Consider the following 21,551-nt stretch of genomic DNA (forward strand, 5'->3'; position numbering starts at 1 on the left):
GGGCGTGATTCTGAAAGGTGCTGGACTGCAGGAACATAGAGTTTGGCCAAGGCCGCAGCGGGATGAGCGGGTGATCGATACGACGAAATTTTCACGTGAAGAACTGCTTCGCCGAGCAACCCTAAGGGTCGCTCATGTCATCCGAGGGATGTGGGAGGAAAAGCAATCTTCCCACTCGCGTCTGGGATCGACCCCTGATCGACGACGAGCTGGTCACGATTGGCCGTTCTACTTCGATTGGAGCCAAACAACGCGAGCACGTCATTCCTTGCGTGATGATTGTGCGGGCCTGTCACGAGATGCTTACCCGCGACGCTTCGGACGAAGATATCGCCGCGTTTATCAGCCAACACCTCAAGATCGTTCATGTCACACCGGAGGAGGCGCGGCGCCTGGATAGCGTCAACGCGGTCGGTATGAGGCAGTCCATGCCTGCGAATTGGCAGTTTGGTGACGATCCGTATGCCCGCTTACGGGCGGCAGGGATCGAATGGGAGCCAATCGAAGCGGCAGACGCGGAGAACGCCTGAACAGCAAAACGCCCGGCCTTTGCGGACCGGGCGTTTGATACTCGGATCGGCCTCGCTGCGCTCGTTGTCCGAGCATGACGAGGTTTTAAAGCAGGATCTTACTTGATCTTGCCTTCCTTGAATTCGACGTGTTTCTTCACGACCGGGTCGTACTTCTTGACGACCATTTTTTCGGTCATGGTGCGGGCGTTCTTCTTGGTGACGTAGAAGAAGCCGGTGTCCGCCGTGGAGTTGAGGCGGATCTTGATGGATGCCGGTTTGGCCATCGGACAATTACCTTTGCGACGGCGAAAGCCGTGGAATGAGAGGCGCGGAACATACTCAGGCGCGCGCCCAAGTCAACGCCGACATTGCCGCAGCCGGTTTTTCTTGTGCCCGGGGGCTGAGCGGCTACGGTGACGGCCATGAAAACCCTGCCCGAGGCCCTGAGCGCCCCCGCGACCGCCCTGTCCCTGATGCTGCTGGCCGGCTGTGCCACCGGCCCCGCTGGCGGTGCCGGTGGCGCGCAGGACGTCTTCTTCGCCAATCTGACGGCGCTGTGCGGCCAGACGTTCGAGGGCAAGGTGGTGACCGACGATCCGGTCGACGCCGATTTCCGCAGCCAGCGGCTGGTCATGCATGTGCGCGACTGTTCCGCGACCGAGATCCGCATTCCCTTCCATGTGGGTACCGACCACAGCCGCACCTGGGTGATCACCCGTACGTCGGCCGGCCTGACGCTGAAGCACGATCACCGCGACCCGGACGGCACGACGCACACCCTGCACTGGTACGGCGGGGATACGGAGAACGCGGGCACGGCGACACGCCAGGAATTTCCGGTCGACGCCTTTTCGATCGCCCTGTTCAACGCCAACAATGCGGCGGTTTCGACCACCAATGTCTGGGCCGTCGAGGTCAATCCGGGCGAGACCTATGTCTATGAGCTGGCTCGCCAGAACCGCCTGCTGCGCGTGGCGTTCGACCTGACGAAGCCCGTCGCCCGCTAATCCATACCGCCTGAAGACCGGGAGGACCCGATGACCGACACCCCGCCGGCCACGCCGAACGGCACGCCGCCTGTCACGAGGCGCAATCTGTTCACCCGCTTCCTGGACGGGGTCGAATGGCTGGGCAACTGCCTGCCGCACCCGGTGACGCTGTTCTTCCTGCTGGCGGTGGGCATTGTGCTGCTGTCGGGCCTGTTCGCCTGGATGGGGGTGGCGGTCGAGGATCCCCGGCCGGTCGGGGCCTCGGGGCGCTCGGAAGACGGCATGATCACTGCCATCAGCCTGATGAACGGGGACGGACTGCGCCGCATTTTCACCGGCCTTGTCAGCAACTTCACGGGCTTTGCGCCGCTGGGCGTGGTGCTGACGGCCATGCTGGGCATCGGCGTGGCCGAGCGCTCCGGCCTGTTGTCGGCGGCGGTTCGCGCCCTGGTGCTCAGTGCCTCGCCGAAGGTGGTGACCGTGGCCATCGTCTTTGCCGGGGTGATCTCCAACACGGCATCGGAGGTCGGCTATGTGGTGCTGATCCCGCTGGCCGGAGCGGTCTATTATTCGCTGGGACGACATCCGCTGGCCGGTATGGCGGCGGCCTTCGCCGGCGTCTCGGGGGGCTATTCCGCCAATCTGCTGATCGGCACCATCGATCCCCTGCTGGCGGGCATCACCGAGGAGGCCGCGCGCCTGATCGACCCGACCTATCAGGTGACCGCGACGGCCAGCTATTATTTTATGGCGGTTTCGACCTTCCTGGTGACCATCATCGGCTCGCTGGTCAGTATCTTCATCGTCGAGCCCAAGCTGGGGGCGTACGATTCCTCGCGCGCCGACCCGGCGGTGCTGAACGAGGATGGCGCGGCCCCCCTGTCGGACAAGGAACGCAAGGGCCTGTGGATGGCGGGCCTCGGGGTGCTGGCGGTGCTGGGCCTGATGGCGCTGACGCTGTTGCCGGAGTGGGGCGTGCTGCGCGACCCGGTGACCGGCGATCAGATGCGCTCGCCCTTCTTCTCGGGTTTCGCCGTCTGGATCCTGCTGTTCTTCCTGGTGATCGGCTTTGCCTATGGACGGGTGGTCGGTACGGTAAGGAACGACCGGGACATCATCGACGGCATGGCCTCGGGCCTGTCGACGCTGGGGCTGTATCTGGTCATCGTCTTCTTCGCCGCCCAGTTCGTGGCCTTCTTCAACTGGACCAATCTGGGCGCCATCACGGCGGTCAACGGCGCCGTCTTCCTGCAGAACACCGGCATGACCGGGCCGGCGGTGTTCATCGCCTTCATCGCCATCTGCGCCTTCGTCAATCTGATGGTCGGCTCGGCCTCGGCCCAGTGGGCCCTGACCGCGCCGATCTTCGTGCCCATGCTGATGCTGATCGGCTATTCGCCCGAGGTGATCCAGACCGCCTACCGGATCGGGGATTCCACGACCAACATCATCACCCCGATGATGAGCTATTTCGGCCTGATCCTGGCGTGGGCGACCCGTTACAACAAGGATGTCGGGATCGGCACCATGATCGCGATGATGCTGCCCTATTCGATCTTCTTCACCCTGGCCTGGACGGTGCTGTTCTTCCTGTGGGTGTTCGGCCTGGGCCTGCCGGTGGGGCCGGGTTCGCCGACGTATTACGGGGGGTAGGGCCTACCCCACCTTCACCCGCGTGGCCGCTTCGGGCAGGTCTTCGCCGAACGCGCGCTGGTAGAACTCGGCGATGGTCGGGCGTTCCAGCTCGTCGCACTTGTTCAGGAAGGTCAGGCGGAAGGCGAGGCCGATGTCACCGCCGAAGATGGTGGCGTTCTGGGCCCAGGTGATGACGGTGCGGGGGCTCATGACCGTACTGATGTCGCCGTTCATGAAGGCGTTGCGGGTCATGTCGGCGACGCGGACCATGGCGGCGATGGTGCGCTTGCCCTCGGCGTCCTGCCATTCGGGGACCTTGGCGGCGACGATCTCGGCCTCGACGTCGTGGTCGAGGTAGTTGAGCGTGGTCACGATGTTCCAGCGGTCCATCTGGCCCTGATTGATCTGCTGGGTGCCGTGATAGAGGCCCGAGGTGTCGCCCAGACCGATGGTATTGGTCGTGGCGAACAGGCGGAAGAATTTGTTCGGGCGGATGACGCGGTTCTGGTCCAGCAGGGTCAGGCGGCCTTGCGCCTCGAGCACGCGCTGGATCACGAACATCACATCGGGGCGACCGGCGTCATACTCGTCGAACACCAGGGCGATCGGGCGCTGGATAGCCCAGGGCAGCATGCCTTCGCGGAATTCGGTGACCTGTTTGCCGTCTTTCAGGACGATGGCGTCCTTGCCGACCAGATCGATCCGGCTGACGTGGCTGTCCAGGTTGACGCGCACCAGCGGCCAGTTGAGCCGGGCGGCGACCTGTTCGATGTGGGTCGACTTGCCGGTGCCGTGATAGCCCTGAACCATGACGCGGCGGTCAAAGGCAAAGCCTGCGCAGATGGCCAGCGTCGTCTGGGGGTCAAAGCGATAGGCCTCGTCCACGTCCGGCACATGGCTGTCGCGCTCGGCAAAGACCGGCACGGTCATGTCGGCGTCGATGCCGAACAACTCCCGGACCGACGCCTTGCGGTGCGGTTCGAGCGTCAGCAGGGGATCGGGGGAGGCGTCGAGCAGAGAGGTCATGGGGTGCGCTTAGCGGATGCGGGAGCGGAGTTGAAGCCCGTCAGGCCAGACCGGCCTTCTGCAGGGTCTTCCAGGCCTTGATGACGCGCTGCAGCTTGGCCTCGGCGCCGCGGTCGCCCTTGTTGTGGTCGGGGTGAAAGCGCTTCAGCAGTTCGTGGTAGCGAGCCTTGATCGCTTTTTTCTCGACGCCGGGTTCCAGGTCGAGGTCGGCCAGGGCGGCGCGCTCAAGTCGGCCGATGCGCCGATCCTCGCCGGGCCTTTCCGGCACGGCCTCTCCCCGACGGCCGAACAGGCCGAAACTGTCGCGCCAGGTGCCGCCTGTCGTGCCGGCTTTCGAGGCGGCGACCGACTCCCGGTTCAGGCGCCCCGCCTTCATCTCCCAGGTCGGGCGGCCGCCGGTCATGGCCTCATTCTCGCGGGCGGCTGCGATCTCGGCCTCGCTCATGCCGGCGTAGAAGTTCCAGCCCTTGTTGTACTCGGCGGCGTGGGCCTGACAGAATTGGTAGAAGTCGTTGATGCGCTCCCGCGACTTGGGTGCGCGGGACGTCGCCGCCCGGCCGCAGTCGGGCCACTGGCAGGGTTTTTCGCCCGGCTTGAGGCGCAGGACATCGGCCTCGGCCGCCCGCTCCTCGTCGGTGCGGGGCGGCTTGACGCGGATATCGGTAAAGCGCGGCTTGTATTGAAACGAGGAGGGCATCCCCCAAAGTGTAGGCCTGATTTGGTCCTCATCAAGGAAGATGGCATGTCGCATGGCCCGATTGCGCTAAGAATTCTCGAAAAGCTGGGGGCAGGGCTGTCGCCGGACGCCATGGAACTGGTCGACGACAGCGCGCGCCACGCCGGTCACCACCACGAGGGCGGCATGGATGCGAAGCCCGGGGGCGAGAGCCATTTCAATCTGACGATCGTGTCGGAAGCCTTTGAGGGCCTGTCGCGTGTCGCGCGGCAGCGGTGCGTGCTGGACCTGTTGCGAGAGGAAATGGCCGGCCCGGTGCACGCCCTGTCGGTGAAGGCGCTTACTCCGGCTGAGGCTGAAAGCGCCGCGTCCTGAACGCATGACGCGAAAGATACGCAGATTCACCTACTCTTAGAACCTTCTGCCTAGCGTGACAGCTTCTCGCTGACGGTGTGGAGGGGGCCCGCCTTGGTCGAAACGGACGGATTGGGGCAGGACTCAGCGCCAGGCGAAGCCGCCGCGGCTCTGCGCGCCATTCTGCAGACCCAGTATCTGCGCTATCTGATCATCACCAGCTGGGCGCTTGGCCTGCTGGCGACCCTCGGTCCCATGACGGCCGGCCTGTGGTTCGTCGGAACGCTCGCGGCCGGTGCCGCGCGGGGCGCGGTCGAGAAACGTATCAGCGAGCGGGTCGGTGCGGGCTGGGGTCTGGTTTTCCCCGCCGTGGCGACGGTGACGACCGCGGCCTGGGCAACGGCACCGCTTCTGGCCTGGTTCTCGGGCGCGCCGTTCGGACAGCCGCTGGCCCTGACCCTGCTGGTGGCCGGCTATGTGCTGGTGTTTGCGCAACTGCGCAGTTCGCCGCGCCAGGCCGTGGTCATTTCGTCCCCCTATGGAGCTGTGGCGCTCATCATCGCGGTCAGCCAGTGGGGGACGCCGCTGTTCTGGCCCTTCCTGGCTGTTGTACCGTTCACGGCCGCCGGGCTGTTCGTGCTGGTGACCATGACCATGATGCGCGAGGAACGGATTCGCGCCTTCCAGGCCCATCAGGCCCATCTGATTGAGGAGCTGGAAGCGGCGCGTGACAAGGCCAATGCCGCCAATGACGCCAAGTCCAACTTCCTGGGGATCATCTCGCACGAGCTGCGCACGCCGATGAACGGTGTGCTGGGGGCCGCGCAGCTGCTCAGCGCGACGCGGCTGGAAACGACCCAGCGCGAATATCTGTCGATCATCCGCAACTCGGGCGACAATCTGCTGAGCCTGCTGAACGACATCCTCGACATGACCAAGATCGAGGCGGGCAAGATGACCTTTGAGGTCGTCGACGTCTCGGTCGAGGATCTGCATCGCCGCGTGACGGGCCCGTTCCAGGCCCAGGCCGAGGCCAAGGGGCTGGTGTTCGAGACCGGCTGGGAAGGCGATATCCCGGCCACCGTGCGCGGCGACCCGCTGCGCGTCTGTCAGGTGATCCACAATCTGCTGTCGAACGCGGTCAAGTTCACCGACACGGGCAAGGTCGCCTATTCGGTCACCGGCAAGCGACTGGGGGACCGGCGGGTGGCGTTCGAATTCTCCGTAACCGACAGCGGCACCGGCATTGCTCCGGAGGATCTGGAGCGTCTGTTCCAGCCCTTCACCCAGGTGGATGCCTCGTCGACGCGCCGGTTCGGCGGCACGGGGCTGGGTCTGACGATCTCACGGCGCATGGCCAACATCATGGGCGGCGACATCACCGTCCGGTCGGAACTGGGCAAGGGCTCGACCTTCACCTTCGCCGTCGAGGCCGAGGTGGTTGAGTGGGCTGCCCCGAAAGCCGTTGAGGAAGTCGCCAACGAGGTCGAGGACGGGCGCCAGATGTCGGTGCTGATCGTCGAGGATCACCCGGTCAATCGCATGATCCTGGAGGCCTGGATGAGCTCGGCCGGTCACGTCTCGGCCACCGCCGAGAACGGGCAGGTGGCGCTGGAAACCTGTGCCGAACAGCCGTTCGACCTGATCATCATGGACGTCAACATGCCGGTCATGGACGGCCTGACCGCGACGCGGCACATCCGCGACGGGGCCGGGGTCAATGCCGAAACACCAATCGTCGTGCTGTCGGCATCGGCGCGCAGCGAGGATCACGCCGCAGGTCTTGAAGCCGGGGCCGACGCCTATCTGAACAAGCCCATCGATTTCGCCGCCCTGGCCCAGATGATGACCCATGTCGGCGAGGGCCGTGAGGCGTTGCGCGCGATGATGGGCACCGATGCCCTGGCCCAGGCCGCTGCCTGAGCGACCAGGCGGACGGCTAAAGAATTCGCGGCCGGGGGGTTCACAAGCCTTTCGGGCGCGCTAGACCCGGGGCATGAGCGATAGCCCCAGCCTACTTGCCTCGACCCTGGCCTCGGGCCGGGATGCCGTGACCCTGGATGCTGCCCTGATCGCCAAGGCGACGGAGCTGGTCGGTGACTTTGCCGTCAACCTGACGCTGGCCATCCTTATTCTGATCGCGACGGTCATGGCCTCGCGATGGGCGGCCTCGGCCGCGCGCAGGGGCCTGGGCCGGGTCAGCGCCTTCCGGCGCGACTCGACCGTCCTCAGTTTTGCGGTGCAGATCGTTCGGGTCGCCGTTCTGATCATGGGTCTGATCGCTGTGCTGCAGCGACTGGGCGTGCAGACGACCTCGATCATCGCGGTTCTGGGTGCGGCATCGCTGGCCGTCGGTCTGGCCCTGCAGGGCACCTTGTCCAATGTGGCGGCGGGGGTGATGCTGCTGATCCTGCGACCGTATCGGGTAGGCGATGTGGTCGATATCGGCGGCGCGGTCGGTTCGGTCGAGAAGCTGGACCTGTTCACCACCCAGATGACCAATGGCAGCAATCACAAGATCGTCGTGCCCAATTCGCAGGTGCTTGGGGATCGCATCCTGAACCTGTCCGGCCAGACCCGCCGACGGGTCGAGATCAATTTCACGGTCGGCTATGGCGAGGATCTGACGCAGGCGCGGGAGGTGCTGGAGGGGGTCGCGCGGCTGCATGACAAGGTCCTGAAGGACCCGCCCGTGTGGTCGGGCGTCACCGGCCTGCTGGACAGCGCCGTGCAGATTACCCTGCACGCCTGGGTGGCCTCCGGAGACTGGTGGCAGACACAGGCCGATCTGATGCAGGGCGGCAAGGAAGCCCTGGATGATGCCGGTATCGAAATCCCGTTCCCGCATCAGGTCGAGGTGCCCCAGAAGGGCAGCGGGCTGAGGCGTGTGGTTCTGGTGCAGCCTGACCAGCCGGAACAGGCCGGGGACTGAGCCATGCGCTACGATTTCGGCTCCGACAATACGGCCGGCATGGCACCGGAAGCGCTGGCTGCGCTGACCCAGGCCAATGAAGGCTTTGCGCGCGCCTATGGCACGGATGACGTCAGCGCCCGCACGGCGGACCTGATCCGCCAGAAGCTGGATGCCGATGCCGAGATCCGGTTCGTATTCTCAGGCACGGCCGCCAATTCGCTGGCGCTGTCGATGCTGGCCTGGCCGTTCGAGGCCGTGCTGGCCCATCACGCGGCGCATGTCTGCACCGACGAGACCGGGGCACCGGGCTTCTTCGGCCAGGGTGTCGGCCTGATCGGACTGCCGGGCTTTTCGGGGAAGATCGATCCTGTGGCGCTGGCGGCGCACCTGTCCGAGCCCGAGGTCGGCCATCGTCAGCCGCCGGCGGCCCTGTCGCTGACCCAGGCCACGGAATACGGGACCGTCTACACCACAGACGAGCTCAAGGCCCTGATCGATCCGGTCAAGGCGCGCGGCCATGGCGTCCACATGGACGGCGCCCGCTTGGCCAATGCGGCGGCTGCGGGATTCGACCTGACGTCGATTGCGCGGCTGGGCGTGGATGTGCTGGTGCTGGGCGGCGCCAAGGCCGGTGCCCTGTGCTGCGAAGCCCTGGTGATGTTCGACACCTCCCTGGCCCGGCGGATCGATAACCGGCTGAAGCAGGCCGGTCAGATGGCGTCCAAGGGGCGCTTCCTGGCGGCGCCTTTGCTGGGCCTTCTGGAAACCGGCGCATGGGAGGCGCACGCCGCCCACGCGAACGCCATGGCGCAGAAGCTGGCCGAGGGGATCGTCACCCGATCGCCCCATGTGCTGGCCCATCCGGTCGAGGCCAACGCCGTGTTCGTACGCATGCCCGCGATGGCCCATCGACGCCTGAACGAGGCGGGTTGGGCCTGCTACCGGTTCGACGACGGCTCGGTGCGCTTCGTCTGTTCGTGGGCTACGACGACCGAGGCCGTCGAGGAACTGATCGAGGCGATTGCCGGGATCGGCTGACCGCTTTGTCAAACCCGCGACACCCTCCATATAGGGCCCATGGCGATGCGCGGTGAACGAGGGCGGGGGCGCAATACGGACCCCGCGGTCAAGGCTCTGGACGGCGCATCGGCGGAGTCGTCCGCAGAAAATCCATCGACCTGGAAGGCGCTGGCCGATCTGTTCGGGGTCGTCGGGCGGTCAGGTGCGCCGCAGCTGAGGCTGAGGATCACCGCAGCCCTGACCCTGACCCTGCTGGGCAAGGCGCTGGGGGTGGCGGCGCCCGTGTTGCTGGGCATCGCGGTCAATGAGCTGGCGGCGGGGCAGGGGGCTGCGGTCGCCGTCGGCTGGGGGTTTGCCGCCTTTGCCCTCGGCTGGGCCGGGGTGCGGTTCCTGTCGTCCCTGACACCGCAGCTTTCGGATGTGGTGTTCGCCCCGGTGCGCGCCGCCGCCCAGCGCAAGATGGCCGCCGATACGTTCTCGCATGCCCTGTCGCTGTCGCTGGACTTTCACCAGACCAAGCGGTCGGGGGCCCTGTCCCGGATCATGGAACGCGGCTCGCGGGCCGTCGACTTCCTGCTGCGCATCATCGTCTTCAACCTGGCACCCACGGGGATCGAGCTGATCCTTGCGGCCGGAGTGCTGGGCGCGCGCTATGACTGGCGGTTTGCGGTCGTGGCCGTGGCGGTCGTGGTCATCTATGCAGCGGTGACGTTCGGGATGGCCGGATGGCGGCTGGAGCACCGCCGGGCCATGAATGCGGCTGACTCCGAGGCCGCCGGCCTGTCGGTCGATGCCCTGCTGAACTATGAGACGGTCAAGTCGTTCGGGGCCGAGATGCGGACGTCGACCCGCTATGACCAGGCGCTGACCACCTATGTGCAGGCGGCGCTGAAGGCCAACAATTCGCTGGCCATGCTGAATGGCATCCAGGCCCTGATCATGAACCTGGGGCTGGCCATCATGGCCGTCATGGCCGGGTTCGAGGCAGCGGCCGGGCGGCTGGGGCCGGGCGACGTCATGGCGGCGATCCTGATCCTGATCTCGCTTTATGCCCCGCTGAACATTCTGGGCTTTGCCTACCGCGAGATCCGGCAGGGCTTCATCGACATGGAAGAACTGCTGAAGGTCACGCGTCAGCGCCCGCAGGTGGCCGATGCGTCCGATGCCCATGATCTGGTCCGTCCGGTCGATGCGCGCGGCGGCTGTCTGGCGTTCGAGGATGTCAGCTTTCGCCACGACGCCCGGTCGGCCGGGCTTGAGGATGTCAGCTTCACGCTGGAGCCCGGTCAGACGGTGGCTCTGGTCGGACCGTCCGGGGCGGGCAAGTCCACCGTCGTCAAGCTGGCGCTGAGACTTCTGGATCCGCAGACAGGCCGGGTGACCATCGACGGCGAGGATGCGAGGGCGGTGACCCAATCCTCCTTGCGACGGGCGATGGCTCTGGTCCCGCAGGATGTCGCCCTGTTCAACGATACCCTGCGCGCCAACATCGCCTTTGCCCGACCCGAGGCTGGCGAGGCGGACATCTGGCAGGCGGCGGAGGCGGCCGAGCTGGCCACGTTCATCCGGACCCTCCCGAACGGACTGGACACCAAGGTCGGCGAGCGCGGGCTGAAGCTGTCGGGTGGCGAGCGCCAGCGCGTGGGGATTGCTCGCGCCCTGCTGGCCGACCCCCGCATCCTGATCCTGGACGAGGCGACCAGTGCGCTGGACAGCCGCACGGAACAGGCGATCCAGAAGACGCTGCGCAAGGCCCGCGCCGGGCGGTCAACGCTCGTGGTGGCCCACCGGCTATCGACCGTCGCGGATGCCGATCTGATCCTGGTGCTGAAGGACGGCAGGGTGGTCGAACGCGGCACCCATACCGAACTGGTCGCGCGTCAGGGCGGCGAATACGCGACCCTGTGGCGCAAGCAGACGCGGGGGTCTGCCCTGAAGGCTTGATAACCTCCGTCACCCTCGGACTTGATCCGAGGGTCGGTGTCACGCACGGCGTCGGCATCTCACGACCGATCCTCGGGTCAAGCCCGAGGATGACGAGCGAATGTCGTCAGCTCATGCGGCCGATGGCGTAGAAGCGCTCGGCGCGCTTGCGGCGCAGTTCCTCGGGCGACAGCCCTTTCATGGCCTCCAGCTCCTCGGCCAGGACATCACCGACATTGGCAATGGCGGTTGCGCGGTCGCTGTGGGCCCCGCCGACCGGTTCCGGGATCAGGCGATCCACGATCCTGAGGTCCATCAGATCGGGGCCGGTGATCTTCATGGCCATGGCCGCGTCCCTGGCCCGGGCGCCGTCGCGCCACAGGATGCCGGCGGCACCCTCGGGCGAGATCACCGAATAGATGGAGTGTTCCAGCATCAGCACACGGCTGGCGGCGGCGATGGCGATGGCCCCGCCGGAGCCCCCTTCACCGGTGATGGTGGCGATGGACGGCACGCCGAGCGTCAGACCGCGCTCGGTCGAGCGCGCGATAGCCTCGGCCTGACCCCGCTCCTCTGCGCCGAGGCCGGGATAGGCCCCGGCCGTGTCGACAAAGGTCAGCACCGGCAGGCTGTACTGCTCGGCCATGTCCATCAGGCGCACCGCCTTGCGGTACCCCTCGGGCCGGGCCATGCCGAAATTATGGGTCAGGCGGGTCTGGGTGTCGTGGCCCTTTTCCTGACCCATGACCACCACGGGGCGCCCCCGGAAGCGGGCCAGACCGCCGATGATGGCCTGATCGTCGCCGAACTGACGGTCGCCATGCAACTCGACAAAGTCGGTGAACAGGCCGTCGATATAGTCGACCAGGTGCGGGCGTTGGGGGTGGCGGGCCACCTGGGTCTTCATCCAGGGGTCCAGCTTGCCGTAGATTTTGCGGCGCAGTTCCCCGGCCTTGCGCGTCAGGCCGGCGATTTCGGAGTCGAACGAACCGGCCGTCTCGGACAGCAGCGTCAGCTCCTCGATCTTGGCTTCGAGATCGGCAATCGGCTTTTCGAACTCGAGGTAGTGCTTGGCCATGAAGGCATCCTGCAGCGGGCGGAGACTTCGCCCCGGAAGGCGGCGGAACCTAGTGGCCCAAACGCCAGGGAGCAAGCGGGGTTCAGTCCTTACGCGCGAGGGGATGCTTGTCGCGGACCACGCGGGCCAGGTGAACACGGGCGACGTGGGTATAGATCTGGGTGGTCGAGATGTCGGCGTGGCCCAGCAGGGTCTGGACGACGCGCAGATCGGCGCCGCCTTCCAGCAGATGGGTGGCAAAGGCGTGGCGCAGGACGTGCGGGGTCACGCGCCCGCGCTCCAGCCCGGCGTCGAGCGCGGCCTGTTCCAGCAACTGGGCGAACCGGCGCGGGGTCAGGTGGCCCGAGGCACCGGTCGAAGGGAACAGCCACACGCTGTCGGGCACATTTGGCTTGCGCGCGGCATCGCGCACCGCCAGCCAGGCCTGAATCGCGCGGCGGGCGGCGGGGCCGATGGGGGCCAGTCGCTCCTTGCCGCCCTTGCCCCGGACGATCAGGTGATCGGGATCGCGGCGGAAGGGCTCAACCCGGAGCGCCAGCAGTTCGGAGACCCTGAGGCCCGACGCATAGGCCAGCTCGACCAGGGTCAGCAGGCGCAGGGCCGACGGGCCGTCGCGCTCAGCCAGACGCTCGAACAGGCGTTCGACCTCCTCGCGGCTGAGCACCTTTGGCAGGGGACGCCCGCGCGCCGGGGCCTCCAGACGACGAGAGGGGTCATCCTTGCGCCAGCCCTCGGACAGGGCGAAGCGGTAGAACTGGCGCACCGCAGACCGCCGCCGCGCCGCTGTCGCCGCCGACAACCCGGCCCGCGACAGGCCCGCGTACCAGCTCTCCAGCGCGGACGAATCGGCCCCCATCAGCCCGCCCGAAGTGCTCAGCCCCGTCTCAGCATCGGCCAGATCGCGCTCGTAGGCGGCAAGGGTATTGGGGGTGGCGTCGCGCTCGACCGCCATCATCTCCAGAAAGGCTTCGATCTGGGGGGTCACATCCGGCCTTGGCTGTAGCGCGTCGCGCGCCATGGTGTAGAGGTCGAACGGATCATGACCCCAGCTGCTTCCGACGCCAACCCTGCCTCGACTGTGACCGTCGACCGCACCATCGCCCTGATCGGGCTCATGGGGGTGGGCAAGTCGACCGTGGGCCGCCGGCTGGCCCGGCGGCTGGGCCTGCCGTTCGCCGATGGTGATACGGAGATCGAGGAAGCGGCCGCCATGACGGTCTCGGACATCTTCTCCCTGTATGGCGAGGAGGAATTCCGGGCGGGCGAGGCGCGGGTGATGAAGCGGCTGGTCGAGGGACCGCCCATGGTGCTGGCCACCGGCGGCGGGGCGGTGATGAACCCCGAGACCCGGGCACTGCTGAAAGCCAAGGCCCTGACCGTGTGGATGCGCGCCGACCTGCAGGTGGTCGCCGAGCGGGTCCGGCGGCGGGACACCCGGCCGCTACTGCGCGGTCGTGACCCGCTGGAGACGCTGAAACGCATGGCCGAGGTCCGCTATCCCATCTATGCCTTTGCCGATGTGACGGTCGAGGTGGGCACCGGTGCCCACTCACAGGCGGTCGACGCCATCCTGGAGGCGATCACGGCCTATCAGCGAGGCCAGGCGTCATGAGCCGGGTGGTCGAGGTCTCGGGCGACGGCTTCCGTCCCTACGACGTGGTCATCGGGCCAAGGCTGCTGGTCGGCATCGGCGGCATAGCCGAGGTGCGTCCGGGACGCGCGGTTGCCGTCGTGTCGGACGAAACCGTATTCGGCCTGTACGGCGGGGGCGTGGTCGACGCTCTCGCATCGGCGGGGGCCCGGGTCGGGTCGGTCGTCGTGCCGGCGGGCGAGGCCAGCAAGTCATTCGGCCAGCTGGAGCGGGTGCTGGATGGCCTGATGGCGCAGGGGCTGGACCGCTCGAGCCTGGTGATCGCGCTGGGCGGCGGGGTGATCGGCGATCTGGCCGGCTTGGCCGCAGCCCTGTTCATGCGCGGCATCGACTTTGTTCAGGTGCCGACGACCCTGCTGGCCCAGGTGGACTCCTCCGTTGGCGGCAAGACGGCGATCGACACCCCGCGCGGCAAAAATCTGGTCGGGGCGTTTCATCAACCCCGCCGGGTGCTGGCCGATACGGATGTGCTGAAGACCCTCCCGGCCCGTCAGCTACGTTCGGGTTGGGCCGAGATGCTGAAGCACGGCCTGCTGGCCGATGCCGCCTATTTCGACCAGCTGGCAGCGATCGGTGATCCGGTCGGCGTTCCGGACGGCGCGCTGGCCGATGCGATCGAGCGCTCGGTCCGGATCAAGGCGGCGGTTGTCGGGGCCGACGAGAAGGAGGCCGGGAGCCGGGCCCTGCTGAACCTCGGCCATACTTTTGGCCATGCGCTGGAGGCCGAACTGGGCTTCGATGAGAGGGTGCTGACCCACGGCGAGGCGGTGGCGCTGGGCTGTGTGCTGGCCTTCGGCTTCTCGGCGCGAGAGGGGCTGTGTCCGCCATCAGATGCGTCGCGCATGGTGGACGTGGTGGCGGCCTCCGGACTGCCGACGCGGCTGGCCTCGGTGGGAAGCTTCAGGGCGGAGGAGGTCCTGGCCCGCATGGCTGAGGACAAGAAGGCCCAGGGGGGTCGTCTCACCCTCGTTCTGGCGCGGGGTATCGGCGAGGCCTTCGTCGCCAGGGACGTCGATGCCGGACGCGTGCTGGCCTTCCTGAATGAGGCGGGTGCGGCCTAATCGACTGCCCGGCATTCGACCGGGTCACGATCCCTGACGGTCCAGACGGCGGTGGTGCCTTCTCCGCGCAGGTCGTTGCCGCTGGCACGATACCAGATGCCTCTTTCGGCGCGCTGCCTGTGAAGGTCGAACGATTCGCCGAAGGAGTTGCGGACCGTGGCCATCTCGCGCGGATTGTCGAAATCGACGGTCAGGCGGTCGCCCCCGACACAGACGTACGAGGCCTGAATCTGCCGGTTCAGCATATACTCCTGGATCTCGGCACCGGTACGCCTGCGGGCCGTCTGGGCCTCGACGGCGCGCTGCTGGACGGCGTCACCGTCCGAGCTTACCGGTGTGGAGCCCTCACAGGCCGACAGGGCGGCGATCGCTCCGGCGGACAGAAGCAGGGCTCGGATCATGCGCTTTGTCCCTCCACAGGCGGTTGAGGGTCGGAACGGTCGCCGGTGGCCGGTGTTCCCCGCCGCGCGCGGAAGAATCGCTTCAGCAGGCCGGCGGCCTCGTCGGCCAGCAATCCGCCCTCGACGGCGGGGCGCCAGTGGCAGGTTGGCTGGTCGAAGACGCGCGGCCCGTGGACCACCCCACCGCCCTTGGGATCGTCCGCCCCCCAGACCACCCGACCGACCCGCGCGAGGCTGATCGCGCCCGCGCACATGGGGCAGGGCTCGAGCGTCACATAGAGAGTCAGGCCGGTCAGGCGGTAATTGCCGAGGCTCTTGGCTGCCGCGCGCAGGGCGATGATCTCGGCATGGGCGGTGGGATCGCAGGTCGAAATGGGCCGGTTCGACCCATCCGCGAGCACGGTTCCGGTCGACTCATCAACCAGAATTGCGCCGACAGGGACCTCGTCCACGTCCGCCGCCGCTTGCGCCAGGGCCAATGCCATGCGCATGAACCGCTCATCATGGACCGCCATTCAAAAGACAACGACAAGAAGCCCCGCCCGCGTCAAGAGGGAGGTGCCTCCTCCGGCCGCAAGCCCGGCGGAAAATACGATCGCGACAAGCCCGGCAAGGGTGGATCGCGGGACGACCAGGCCGGGGGCAAACCCGCGCCCAAGCGCACCGAACGTATCGCCAAGGCGCTGGCCCGGGCCGGGATCGCCTCGCGCCGCGAAGTCGAGCGGCTGATCGGCTTGGGACAGGTCGCGGTCAACGGCAAGATTCTGGACACGCCTGCCACCCTGGTGACCCGCGACGACGTGATCACGGTCAAGGGCAAGCCCGTGGGCGCGGCCGAGGCGACCCGCGTCTGGCGCTATCACAAGCCCGCCGGACTGGTGACGTCGCATATGGACCCGGCGGGTCGCCCGACGGTGTTCGACGCCCTGCCCAGCGGTTTGCCGCGCGTCATCTCGGTCGGGCGGCTGGACCTGAACACCGAGGGGCTGCTGCTGCTGACCAACGATGGCGAACTGAGCCGGGCGCTGGAGCTGCCGACCTCGGCCCTGGTGCGTCAGTACCGGGCGCGGGCACGCGGGCGCATCACCCAGGACAAGCTGGATACGCTGAAGACCGGCACGACCGTCGACGGCGTCCACTATGGGCCGATCGAGGCGACCATCGACAAGGCGAAAGAGACGGCCAGCGAGGACGGACGCGGCCCGGCCAATCTGTGGCTGAGCGTGTCGATCACCGAGGGCAAGAACCGCGAGGTCCGCAAGGTGCTGGAGTCGGTCGGGCTGACGGTCAACCGGTTGATCCGTCTGGCGTACGGACCGTTCCAGCTGGGCACTCTGCCGGTGGGTGCGGTCGAGGAGGTCGGCCCCCGGGTGATCCGCGAGATGCTGGGCGAGTATATTCGCCCCGAGAACCTGCCGCAGGGCAATACGGTCGCGACCCCCGCGCCCAGTCCCGGGCGGCGCCCGCGCGGCCCGGTGGTGGTCGGCAAGTCGGGCTCGGCCCTGTCGGACCCGTCGCGCAAGCCCAGCCGGGTCCGCGCGGCCGGTGTGGCCACGACCGAGGCTGCCGAACGCGCCGAGACCGGACGCCGGGCCCCGAAAAAGGACGGCTGGGCCAAGGCCAAGCCGAAGTTCGAGCACACCAAATCGTTCAAGCCCCGCGCCCGGACGGAAGGCGAGGGCGGGGAGGGGACCGAACGGCCGAAGCGCACCTTCAGGCCGCGCGAGGACCAGTTCATCGACAAGCCCCGGAGCGAGGGACGGGGCGGCAAGCCCGCTGGCAAGCCCTTCGGCAAGCCGGGAGGTAAACCCGGGGGTGGCTTCGGGGGCAGGCCCGGTAGCGCCTCCGGCGGTCGCCCGCCCGGCAAGGGCGGTCCGCGCGGTGGATCGGGGCCCAAACGCTCAGGCTGATCCGGCAGTAGCCTTGAGCCAGCGCGCGAGGCGTATCGTGCGGCGCAGGACGGTTGTGGCCGTCAGCAGCACGATGACGGCCAGCGCCAGCCACAGGGCGGCGAAGCTTTGGTCCACCTTGGCCAGCGCCAGTCCGGCGGCGACGATGCAGCCCAGTGTCAGGGCGGCCATGCGGTGTGGCTTGGCGCCCGGGCCGGCGAAGTCCGCATCCTGACCGAGGGCGCGGCCGAGCTCGCGGATATAGGCGGTCAGAACAGCCAGCAGGGCGGCGATCCAGCCCAGCATGGGGCCGAAGGCGGGGTCATAGATCCTGAGCGCCATGCCCGCCCCCACCAGAAACAGCGCATCGGCTATCCGGTCAGGGAGCTCGTTCCAGACCGGGCCGAGCGGACCGCCGCGCCCATGCTCAACCGCCACCATGCCGTCCAGCAGATTGGCCAGGAGGCGCAGCTGGATCGCCACCCCGGCCGCGAATAGCCAGCTGGCGCGTTCGGTGCCTTCAGCCGTGGCCGACATCCAGAAGGCCCAGAATCCGACGCCCGCGAACACCACGCTGAGGGCCGAGATGGCGTCAGGTGACAGACCCATGCGGGCGCACAACCGCGCAAGGCCCCGGGCCCAGCCTGTGCCGCGCGATTTCAGGGGGCGGCGGTTGTCGGTCATGGCGCTCTCCGCAGGCTGGCCACATAGACGAAGGCATAGGTGGTCGAGACCGTCCAGGGTACGGCAAGCGTCGCCCAGACCTCGGGCGTGCCGGCCAGCGTATGGGCGGCGAACAGCACCCCGGCGATGGTCAGGCAGCTGACCAGCGGCGGCACCGCCCGGGCGGCCAAACCGTCCATGCGGTGAAAGCCGGCCTCGAGCCCCCGCTTCATGAGCAGGGTGATCAGGGCCGACAGCGCCCCCTGCACAAGGGCGGCGAGCAGCAGGTCCGGCAGGGGGTGGTCGCGATTGGCAATGGCCGCCCAGCCGCCCATGGCCAGACCGCCCATGGCGACATGCACAACGGTCGAGCGGAACAGCGATGTCGGGAAGGTCTGCCGTGCGGGCCGGTTCTGGGGCATGGTCGGGCCGATGTGTGATTCCGGCACGAGACTAGACCCATGATGGCACCCCTGACAGCCGGGCCGTTCAGCCTGCATCCGCATGTGGCCCTGGGGCTGGCGGCGGTGCTGGCGGTGCTGACGCTGGCGTCGCTGCTGGTGCTGGCACTGCCGAGGCTCAAGCCCGGGTTCGACGCGACCGAGCTGCGTCTGCGGGTCTGGTCGTGGTGGGGCATGGTGGCGCTGACGGGCGCGGCACTGGCGCTGGGCTGGGAAGCCGTGACCGTGCTGTTCGCCCTGGTGGCCTTCATCGCACTGCGGGAGTTCCTGTCGCTGGCGCCGCTCAGACGGGAAGACCGGCTGATCGTACTGTTCGCCTATCTGACGGTGCCGCTGGCCTTTGGTCTGATCGCGCTGGACCAGTACGGCATCTATCTGGTCTCGATCCCGGTCTGGTTCTTCCTGATAGTGCCCTTCCTGATGGCGCTGGGGGGGCAGACGCGGGCCTATCTGGCAACCGTCGCGACCCTGACCTGGGCGGTGATCGTGTGCGTCTATACCCTGGGCACCATCCCGCTGCTGATGCGATTGCCCGACAGCGAGGCTCCGGCGGGGGCGGCGGGTCTGGTGTTCCTGCTGCTGTTCGTGACCGAGGCCAATGATGTGCTGCAGTACATCTGCGGCAAGGCCCTCGGGCGGCGCAAGATCGTGCCGAAGGTCAGCCCCAACAAGACGTGGGAGGGGTTCCTTGGCGGCTGGATCCTGACCGGCGGGCTGATCTGGTTGCTGGCGCCGGTGTTCACGGGTCTGGACCGGATCGAGGCGCTGGTGCTGGCGCTGGTTCTGCCGGTGGCGGGCTTTGCCGGGGATGTAACGATGAGCGCGGTGAAGCGCGACCTGGGCGTCAAGGACACCAGCCGCCTGATCCCCGGGCATGGCGGGGTGCTGGACCGGATCGACAGCCTGACATTTACCGCCCCGCTCTATTTCCATCTGATGGCCTATTATGCGCTCGACCGGTACTGAGCCGGCCCGGCCGTTCGGCTGGGGACGGACCCTGTTCCTGACGCTGGTGGCGCGGCCGCTGGTGCGGTTCATGACGGGCATGGACGTAGTCGGGCGTGAGCACCTGCCGAGGCGCGGTCCGGCCATCGTCGCCGCCAATCACAACAGCCATATGGACGCCTTTATCCTGCTGGGCCTGTTTCCGGTCGGGGCGCTACATCAGGTCAGGCCCGTGGCGGCGGCCGACTATTTTCTCGCCAATCCGGTGGTCAGCTGGATGTCGCGGCGGATCGTGGGGATCACGCCGATCTCGCGGACGGTCAAGCGCGGAGAGGATGTGCTGGCCCCGGCGCGTGAAGCGCTGGCGCGGGGCGAGATCATCCTGGTCTTTCCCGAGGGCACGCGCAGCCGCGACGGGCGGATGGCGCCGCTGAAGGCCGGGGTGGCGCGCCTGGCCGAGGCCTTTCCCGAGGTGCCGGTGGTTCCGGTCTGGATCCAGGGGGCCGGGCGGGTGTTGCCGAAAGGGGCGATCACGCCGGTGCCGATGAACTGCACCGCCATGGTGGGCGAGCCCGTGCGCTGGACGGGAGACAAGTCGGGGTTCATGGCTGAACTGAAGACCCGGCTGGACGCCCTGGCCGAGGCGGCACCGCCGCAAAAGTGGAGTGAGGACGCATGAGGATCGTCGCCGGGCGGCTGAAGGGCCGGGCCATCGTCACGCCCGAGGGGCAGGGCACCCGCCCGACCAGCGACCGCGCGCGGCAGGCGATCTTCAATGTGCTGGAGCATGCAGCATGGGCTGAGCCCCTGACGGGTGCGCGGGTCATGGACCTGTATGCCGGATCGGGGGCACTGGGCTTTGAGGCCATGAGCCGGGGGGCGGCCTTCTGTCTGTTCGTCGAGACGGCGGACGAGGCGCGCGGGGCGATCCGCGAGAATGCCGACACCTTTGGCCTTATGGGGGCGACCCGGGTGCACCGGCGCGATGCCACCGATCTGGGCGTGCGGCCGGGCTCGGCGGGCGAGGCCTTCATCCTGGCCTTTCTGGATCCGCCCTACGGGAAGGGGCTGGGCGAGCAGACGCTGGACAGGCTGCGCGAGGGGAATTGGCTGGCCCCCGGGGCGATCGTCGTGCTCGAACGGGGGGCGACCGAGCCGGACATCGCAACACCCGGCTATGCGCGGCTGGATCAACGGACGTATGGCGCGGCCCAGGTGCTGTTCCTGCGACATGAGGGGGATTGAGGCATGGATCGACGCAGCTTTCTGGCGGCCGGGGCGGCCCTCGGCGTAATGGGCACGGGCCGCGCGGTGAGCGGTGGCTGGAGCCCGGCGGAGGCTATGCCCTGGCCGGTGCAGGAGATCTGTGCGGCCGCGAGCGGCAGCCGGATTTTCACGGCGGGCGGGCTGGTCGCGCGTCAGGGGGAGCCCCTGCACATCGAGCGGCGTGTGGCGATCCTCGATACGGCGACCGGTGTCTGGTCCGAGGGGCCGATGCTGCCCCAGCCCCGACATCATCCGATGATGGTGGCCGACGGCACGGGGCGGGTGCTGGCCATCGGCGGCTATCGCCGGGGCGAGGGCGGCGAATGGACCAACAGCCTCGAGACCTGGGTGCTGGAGGGCGGGGCGTGGCGGTCGCTCGACCCCCTGCCGCGCCCGCAGGCTGAAGCGGTCGGGGCGCTCATGGCCGGGCGGGTGCATCTGGTCACCGGGCGCTCGCCGGTCGGCGAGGCCAATGGCAACTGGCCGGATCAGGGCGATGTCGACACCCATCTGGCGCTTGATCCCGCGACCGGCCGGTGGGAGACGCTGAGACCCGCTCCTGCGGCCCGGAACAGCGCGGCGGCGGCGGTGCTGGACGGCGCCCTGTGGGTGGCAGGCGGCCGCACGGTGCAGGGCGGCGGCACCGGACGGCTGGATCGCTATGACCCCGTGGCCGACCGCTGGGATACGCTGGCGCCGATCCCGGTCGCCGACAGCGGCCAGCAGGTCGGCGGGGGGCTGGCCATGGGCGCAATCGGAGGCAAGCTGGTGGCGTTTGGCGGCGAGTGGTTCGCGCCGGGCGGCGGCGGGGTGTTTCCGGAGACGTGGATCTATGACCCCGCAACCGACGCCTGGACCCGGGGGCCTGACATGATCACGCCCCGACATGGCCTGGCCGCCGCCGTCGTCGGAGATCGCCTGTACGCCATCGCCGGCGGCGAGGTGGTGTCGGGCGGCCGGGCCGGGAGCGTGGTCGAGGTGTTTCAGTTCTAGTGCGCTCCGCTCGGCGCAGGCGGACGCCCCCGTCCGTTGGCGCGGCGGGCTGGAGGGCAGGCGGAGCGCCGGGCCTTCGCCCGGAGTGAATAGA

At 67.9% G+C, this 21,551-nt stretch carries 24 protein-coding genes; 15 read left to right on the plus strand and 9 right to left on the minus strand.

Annotated features, from left to right (window positions below):
- Positions 1-134: 134 nt before the first annotated feature.
- On the plus strand, positions 135-530 hold the full coding sequence (locus IBJ06_RS02885) for a hypothetical protein (protein WP_292157038.1): 396 nt from the start codon (positions 135-137) through the stop codon (positions 528-530).
- A gap of 98 nt (positions 531-628) precedes the next feature.
- Here the strand turns inward: IBJ06_RS02885 and rpmG are convergent, their stop codons facing one another.
- Complete coding sequence (gene rpmG / locus IBJ06_RS02890; RefSeq protein ID WP_029417689.1) at positions 629-796, minus strand: 50S ribosomal protein L33; 168 nt, start codon at positions 794-796, stop codon at positions 629-631.
- Between the two features lie 138 nt (positions 797-934).
- Between rpmG and IBJ06_RS02895 the strand changes: the two genes are divergently transcribed.
- Complete coding sequence (locus tag IBJ06_RS02895) at positions 935-1,519, plus strand: hypothetical protein (RefSeq protein ID WP_292157040.1); 585 nt, start codon at positions 935-937, stop codon at positions 1,517-1,519.
- A gap of 30 nt (positions 1,520-1,549) precedes the next feature.
- Positions 1,550-3,154 carry an AbgT family transporter gene (locus IBJ06_RS02900; RefSeq protein WP_292157042.1) on the plus strand — a complete coding sequence of 535 codons (1,605 nt, stop codon included), beginning with the start codon at positions 1,550-1,552 and terminating at the stop codon, positions 3,152-3,154.
- A 3-nt stretch (positions 3,155-3,157) separates the two neighbouring features.
- On the opposite strand, the gene cobS is transcribed toward IBJ06_RS02900, so the two are convergent.
- Both cobS and IBJ06_RS02910 read right to left on the minus strand, forming a co-directional pair.
- Entirely contained in the window at positions 3,158-4,162 is a 1,005-nt protein-coding gene (cobS, locus tag IBJ06_RS02905) for a cobaltochelatase subunit CobS (protein ID WP_292157044.1), read from the minus strand.
- A gap of 40 nt (positions 4,163-4,202) precedes the next feature.
- Positions 4,203-4,859, minus strand: a complete 657-nt coding sequence (locus tag IBJ06_RS02910; protein WP_292157046.1) for a J domain-containing protein — start codon at positions 4,857-4,859, stop codon at positions 4,203-4,205.
- 45 nt (positions 4,860-4,904) lie between these two features.
- Between IBJ06_RS02910 and IBJ06_RS02915 the strand changes: the two genes are divergently transcribed.
- The 5 genes from IBJ06_RS02915 to IBJ06_RS02935 all read left to right on the plus strand — a co-directional run bounded on the left by IBJ06_RS02915 (position 4,905) and on the right by IBJ06_RS02935 (position 11,070).
- Positions 4,905-5,213, plus strand: coding sequence for a BolA family protein (locus tag IBJ06_RS02915; protein WP_292157048.1), 309 nt, complete (start codon positions 4,905-4,907; stop codon positions 5,211-5,213).
- A 93-nt stretch (positions 5,214-5,306) separates the two neighbouring features.
- On the plus strand, positions 5,307-7,115 hold the full coding sequence (locus tag IBJ06_RS02920) for an ATP-binding protein (RefSeq protein ID WP_292157050.1): 1,809 nt from the start codon (positions 5,307-5,309) through the stop codon (positions 7,113-7,115).
- Positions 7,116-7,188: 73 nt separating this feature from the next.
- On the plus strand, positions 7,189-8,124 hold the full coding sequence (locus IBJ06_RS02925) for a mechanosensitive ion channel family protein (protein ID WP_292157052.1): 936 nt from the start codon (positions 7,189-7,191) through the stop codon (positions 8,122-8,124).
- A gap of 3 nt (positions 8,125-8,127) precedes the next feature.
- Positions 8,128-9,144 (plus strand): beta-eliminating lyase-related protein, encoded by a 1,017-nt coding sequence (locus tag IBJ06_RS02930; protein WP_292157054.1) that lies wholly within the window; start codon positions 8,128-8,130, stop codon positions 9,142-9,144.
- A gap of 45 nt (positions 9,145-9,189) precedes the next feature.
- Entirely contained in the window at positions 9,190-11,070 is a 1,881-nt protein-coding gene (locus IBJ06_RS02935) for an ABC transporter ATP-binding protein/permease (protein WP_292157056.1), read from the plus strand.
- 106 nt (positions 11,071-11,176) lie between these two features.
- Here the strand turns inward: IBJ06_RS02935 and IBJ06_RS02940 are convergent, their stop codons facing one another.
- Together IBJ06_RS02940 and IBJ06_RS02945 are read right to left on the minus strand one after the other, a co-directional pair.
- Positions 11,177-12,127, minus strand: coding sequence for an acetyl-CoA carboxylase carboxyltransferase subunit alpha (locus IBJ06_RS02940; RefSeq protein ID WP_292157057.1), 951 nt, complete (start codon positions 12,125-12,127; stop codon positions 11,177-11,179).
- Positions 12,128-12,209: 82 nt separating this feature from the next.
- Positions 12,210-13,112 (minus strand): tyrosine recombinase, encoded by a 903-nt coding sequence (locus IBJ06_RS02945; RefSeq protein WP_292157059.1) that lies wholly within the window; start codon positions 13,110-13,112, stop codon positions 12,210-12,212.
- 54 nt (positions 13,113-13,166) lie between these two features.
- On the opposite strand from IBJ06_RS02945, the gene IBJ06_RS02950 reads away from it, so the two are divergent.
- Together IBJ06_RS02950 and aroB are read left to right on the plus strand one after the other, a co-directional pair.
- On the plus strand, positions 13,167-13,739 hold the full coding sequence (locus IBJ06_RS02950) for a shikimate kinase (protein WP_292157061.1): 573 nt from the start codon (positions 13,167-13,169) through the stop codon (positions 13,737-13,739).
- A complete protein-coding gene (gene aroB, locus IBJ06_RS02955; RefSeq protein ID WP_292157063.1) occupies positions 13,736-14,839 on the plus strand; it encodes a 3-dehydroquinate synthase in 1,104 nt (367 codons plus the stop codon). Before IBJ06_RS02950 ends, aroB begins: the two co-directional genes overlap by 4 nt.
- Here aroB and IBJ06_RS02960 read toward each other — a convergent pair.
- Both IBJ06_RS02960 and tadA read right to left on the minus strand, forming a co-directional pair.
- Positions 14,836-15,240, minus strand: coding sequence for an MliC family protein (locus IBJ06_RS02960; protein WP_292157065.1), 405 nt, complete (start codon positions 15,238-15,240; stop codon positions 14,836-14,838). The two genes, aroB and IBJ06_RS02960, sit on opposite strands and share 4 nt — an antisense overlap.
- Positions 15,237-15,731 (minus strand): tRNA adenosine(34) deaminase TadA, encoded by a 495-nt coding sequence (tadA, locus tag IBJ06_RS02965; protein ID WP_292157067.1) that lies wholly within the window; start codon positions 15,729-15,731, stop codon positions 15,237-15,239. The genes IBJ06_RS02960 and tadA overlap by 4 nt, the downstream gene beginning before the upstream one ends.
- A gap of 12 nt (positions 15,732-15,743) precedes the next feature.
- Between tadA and IBJ06_RS02970 the strand changes: the two genes are divergently transcribed.
- The gene (locus tag IBJ06_RS02970; RefSeq protein WP_292157069.1) at positions 15,744-17,150 is read left to right on the plus strand and encodes a pseudouridine synthase; all 1,407 of its coding nucleotides are present in this window, start codon (positions 15,744-15,746) and stop codon (positions 17,148-17,150) included.
- Here the strand turns inward: IBJ06_RS02970 and IBJ06_RS02975 are convergent.
- Together IBJ06_RS02975 and IBJ06_RS02980 are read right to left on the minus strand one after the other, a co-directional pair.
- A complete protein-coding gene (locus IBJ06_RS02975) occupies positions 17,142-17,813 on the minus strand; it encodes a CDP-alcohol phosphatidyltransferase family protein (protein WP_292157071.1) in 672 nt (223 codons plus the stop codon). The two genes, IBJ06_RS02970 and IBJ06_RS02975, sit on opposite strands and share 9 nt — an antisense overlap.
- Positions 17,810-18,241, minus strand: coding sequence for a hypothetical protein (locus IBJ06_RS02980; protein ID WP_292157073.1), 432 nt, complete (start codon positions 18,239-18,241; stop codon positions 17,810-17,812). Before IBJ06_RS02980 ends, IBJ06_RS02975 begins: the two co-directional genes overlap by 4 nt.
- Before the next feature lie 12 nt (positions 18,242-18,253).
- On the opposite strand from IBJ06_RS02980, the gene IBJ06_RS02985 reads away from it, so the two are divergent.
- Genes IBJ06_RS02985 through IBJ06_RS03000 form a run of 4 tightly spaced genes read left to right on the plus strand, consistent with a single transcriptional unit; the run spans position 18,254 to position 21,457 of the window.
- Positions 18,254-19,219 carry a phosphatidate cytidylyltransferase gene (locus tag IBJ06_RS02985; protein ID WP_292157075.1) on the plus strand — a complete coding sequence of 322 codons (966 nt, stop codon included), beginning with the start codon at positions 18,254-18,256 and terminating at the stop codon, positions 19,217-19,219.
- The gene (locus IBJ06_RS02990) at positions 19,200-19,877 is read left to right on the plus strand and encodes a lysophospholipid acyltransferase family protein (protein WP_292157077.1); all 678 of its coding nucleotides are present in this window, start codon (positions 19,200-19,202) and stop codon (positions 19,875-19,877) included. Before IBJ06_RS02985 ends, IBJ06_RS02990 begins: the two co-directional genes overlap by 20 nt.
- Positions 19,874-20,443 carry a 16S rRNA (guanine(966)-N(2))-methyltransferase RsmD gene (gene rsmD, locus IBJ06_RS02995; protein ID WP_292157079.1) on the plus strand — a complete coding sequence of 190 codons (570 nt, stop codon included), beginning with the start codon at positions 19,874-19,876 and terminating at the stop codon, positions 20,441-20,443. The genes IBJ06_RS02990 and rsmD overlap by 4 nt, the downstream gene beginning before the upstream one ends.
- 3 nt (positions 20,444-20,446) lie before the next feature.
- Positions 20,447-21,457, plus strand: coding sequence for a kelch repeat-containing protein (locus IBJ06_RS03000; protein ID WP_292157081.1), 1,011 nt, complete (start codon positions 20,447-20,449; stop codon positions 21,455-21,457).
- The last annotated feature ends 94 nt before the right edge of the window (positions 21,458-21,551 follow it).

This window comes from Brevundimonas sp., assembly GCF_016742135.1.
Lineage (GTDB): Bacteria > Pseudomonadota > Alphaproteobacteria > Caulobacterales > Caulobacteraceae > Brevundimonas.

Bases quoted from the DNA above. Each gene is read 5' to 3' on its own strand.
- IBJ06_RS02930 (WP_292157054.1), top strand. From the start codon at position 8,128: ATGCGCTACGATTTCGGCTCCGACAATACGGCCGGCATGGCACCGGAA.
- aroB (WP_292157063.1), top strand. From the start codon at position 13,736: ATGAGCCGGGTGGTCGAGGTCTCGGGCGACGGCTTCCGTCCCTACGAC.
- IBJ06_RS02975 (WP_292157071.1), bottom strand. From the start codon at position 17,813: ATGACCGACAACCGCCGCCCCCTGAAATCGCGCGGCACAGGCTGGGCC.
- IBJ06_RS02985 (WP_292157075.1), top strand. From the start codon at position 18,254: ATGATGGCACCCCTGACAGCCGGGCCGTTCAGCCTGCATCCGCATGTG.
- tadA (WP_292157067.1), bottom strand. From the start codon at position 15,731: ATGCGCATGGCATTGGCCCTGGCGCAAGCGGCGGCGGACGTGGACGAG.
- IBJ06_RS02895 (WP_292157040.1), top strand. From the start codon at position 935: ATGAAAACCCTGCCCGAGGCCCTGAGCGCCCCCGCGACCGCCCTGTCC.
- IBJ06_RS02990 (WP_292157077.1), top strand. From the start codon at position 19,200: ATGCGCTCGACCGGTACTGAGCCGGCCCGGCCGTTCGGCTGGGGACGG.
- IBJ06_RS02950 (WP_292157061.1), top strand. From the start codon at position 13,167: ATGACCCCAGCTGCTTCCGACGCCAACCCTGCCTCGACTGTGACCGTC.
- cobS (WP_292157044.1), bottom strand. From the start codon at position 4,162: ATGACCTCTCTGCTCGACGCCTCCCCCGATCCCCTGCTGACGCTCGAA.
- IBJ06_RS02885 (WP_292157038.1), top strand. From the start codon at position 135: ATGTCATCCGAGGGATGTGGGAGGAAAAGCAATCTTCCCACTCGCGTC.
- IBJ06_RS02960 (WP_292157065.1), bottom strand. From the start codon at position 15,240: ATGATCCGAGCCCTGCTTCTGTCCGCCGGAGCGATCGCCGCCCTGTCG.
- IBJ06_RS02915 (WP_292157048.1), top strand. From the start codon at position 4,905: ATGTCGCATGGCCCGATTGCGCTAAGAATTCTCGAAAAGCTGGGGGCA.
- IBJ06_RS02910 (WP_292157046.1), bottom strand. From the start codon at position 4,859: ATGCCCTCCTCGTTTCAATACAAGCCGCGCTTTACCGATATCCGCGTC.
- IBJ06_RS03000 (WP_292157081.1), top strand. From the start codon at position 20,447: ATGGATCGACGCAGCTTTCTGGCGGCCGGGGCGGCCCTCGGCGTAATG.
- IBJ06_RS02900 (WP_292157042.1), top strand. From the start codon at position 1,550: ATGACCGACACCCCGCCGGCCACGCCGAACGGCACGCCGCCTGTCACG.
- IBJ06_RS02970 (WP_292157069.1), top strand. From the start codon at position 15,744: ATGGACCGCCATTCAAAAGACAACGACAAGAAGCCCCGCCCGCGTCAA.
- IBJ06_RS02940 (WP_292157057.1), bottom strand. From the start codon at position 12,127: ATGGCCAAGCACTACCTCGAGTTCGAAAAGCCGATTGCCGATCTCGAA.
- IBJ06_RS02935 (WP_292157056.1), top strand. From the start codon at position 9,190: ATGCGCGGTGAACGAGGGCGGGGGCGCAATACGGACCCCGCGGTCAAG.
- IBJ06_RS02925 (WP_292157052.1), top strand. From the start codon at position 7,189: ATGAGCGATAGCCCCAGCCTACTTGCCTCGACCCTGGCCTCGGGCCGG.
- rpmG (WP_029417689.1), bottom strand. From the start codon at position 796: ATGGCCAAACCGGCATCCATCAAGATCCGCCTCAACTCCACGGCGGAC.
- rsmD (WP_292157079.1), top strand. From the start codon at position 19,874: ATGAGGATCGTCGCCGGGCGGCTGAAGGGCCGGGCCATCGTCACGCCC.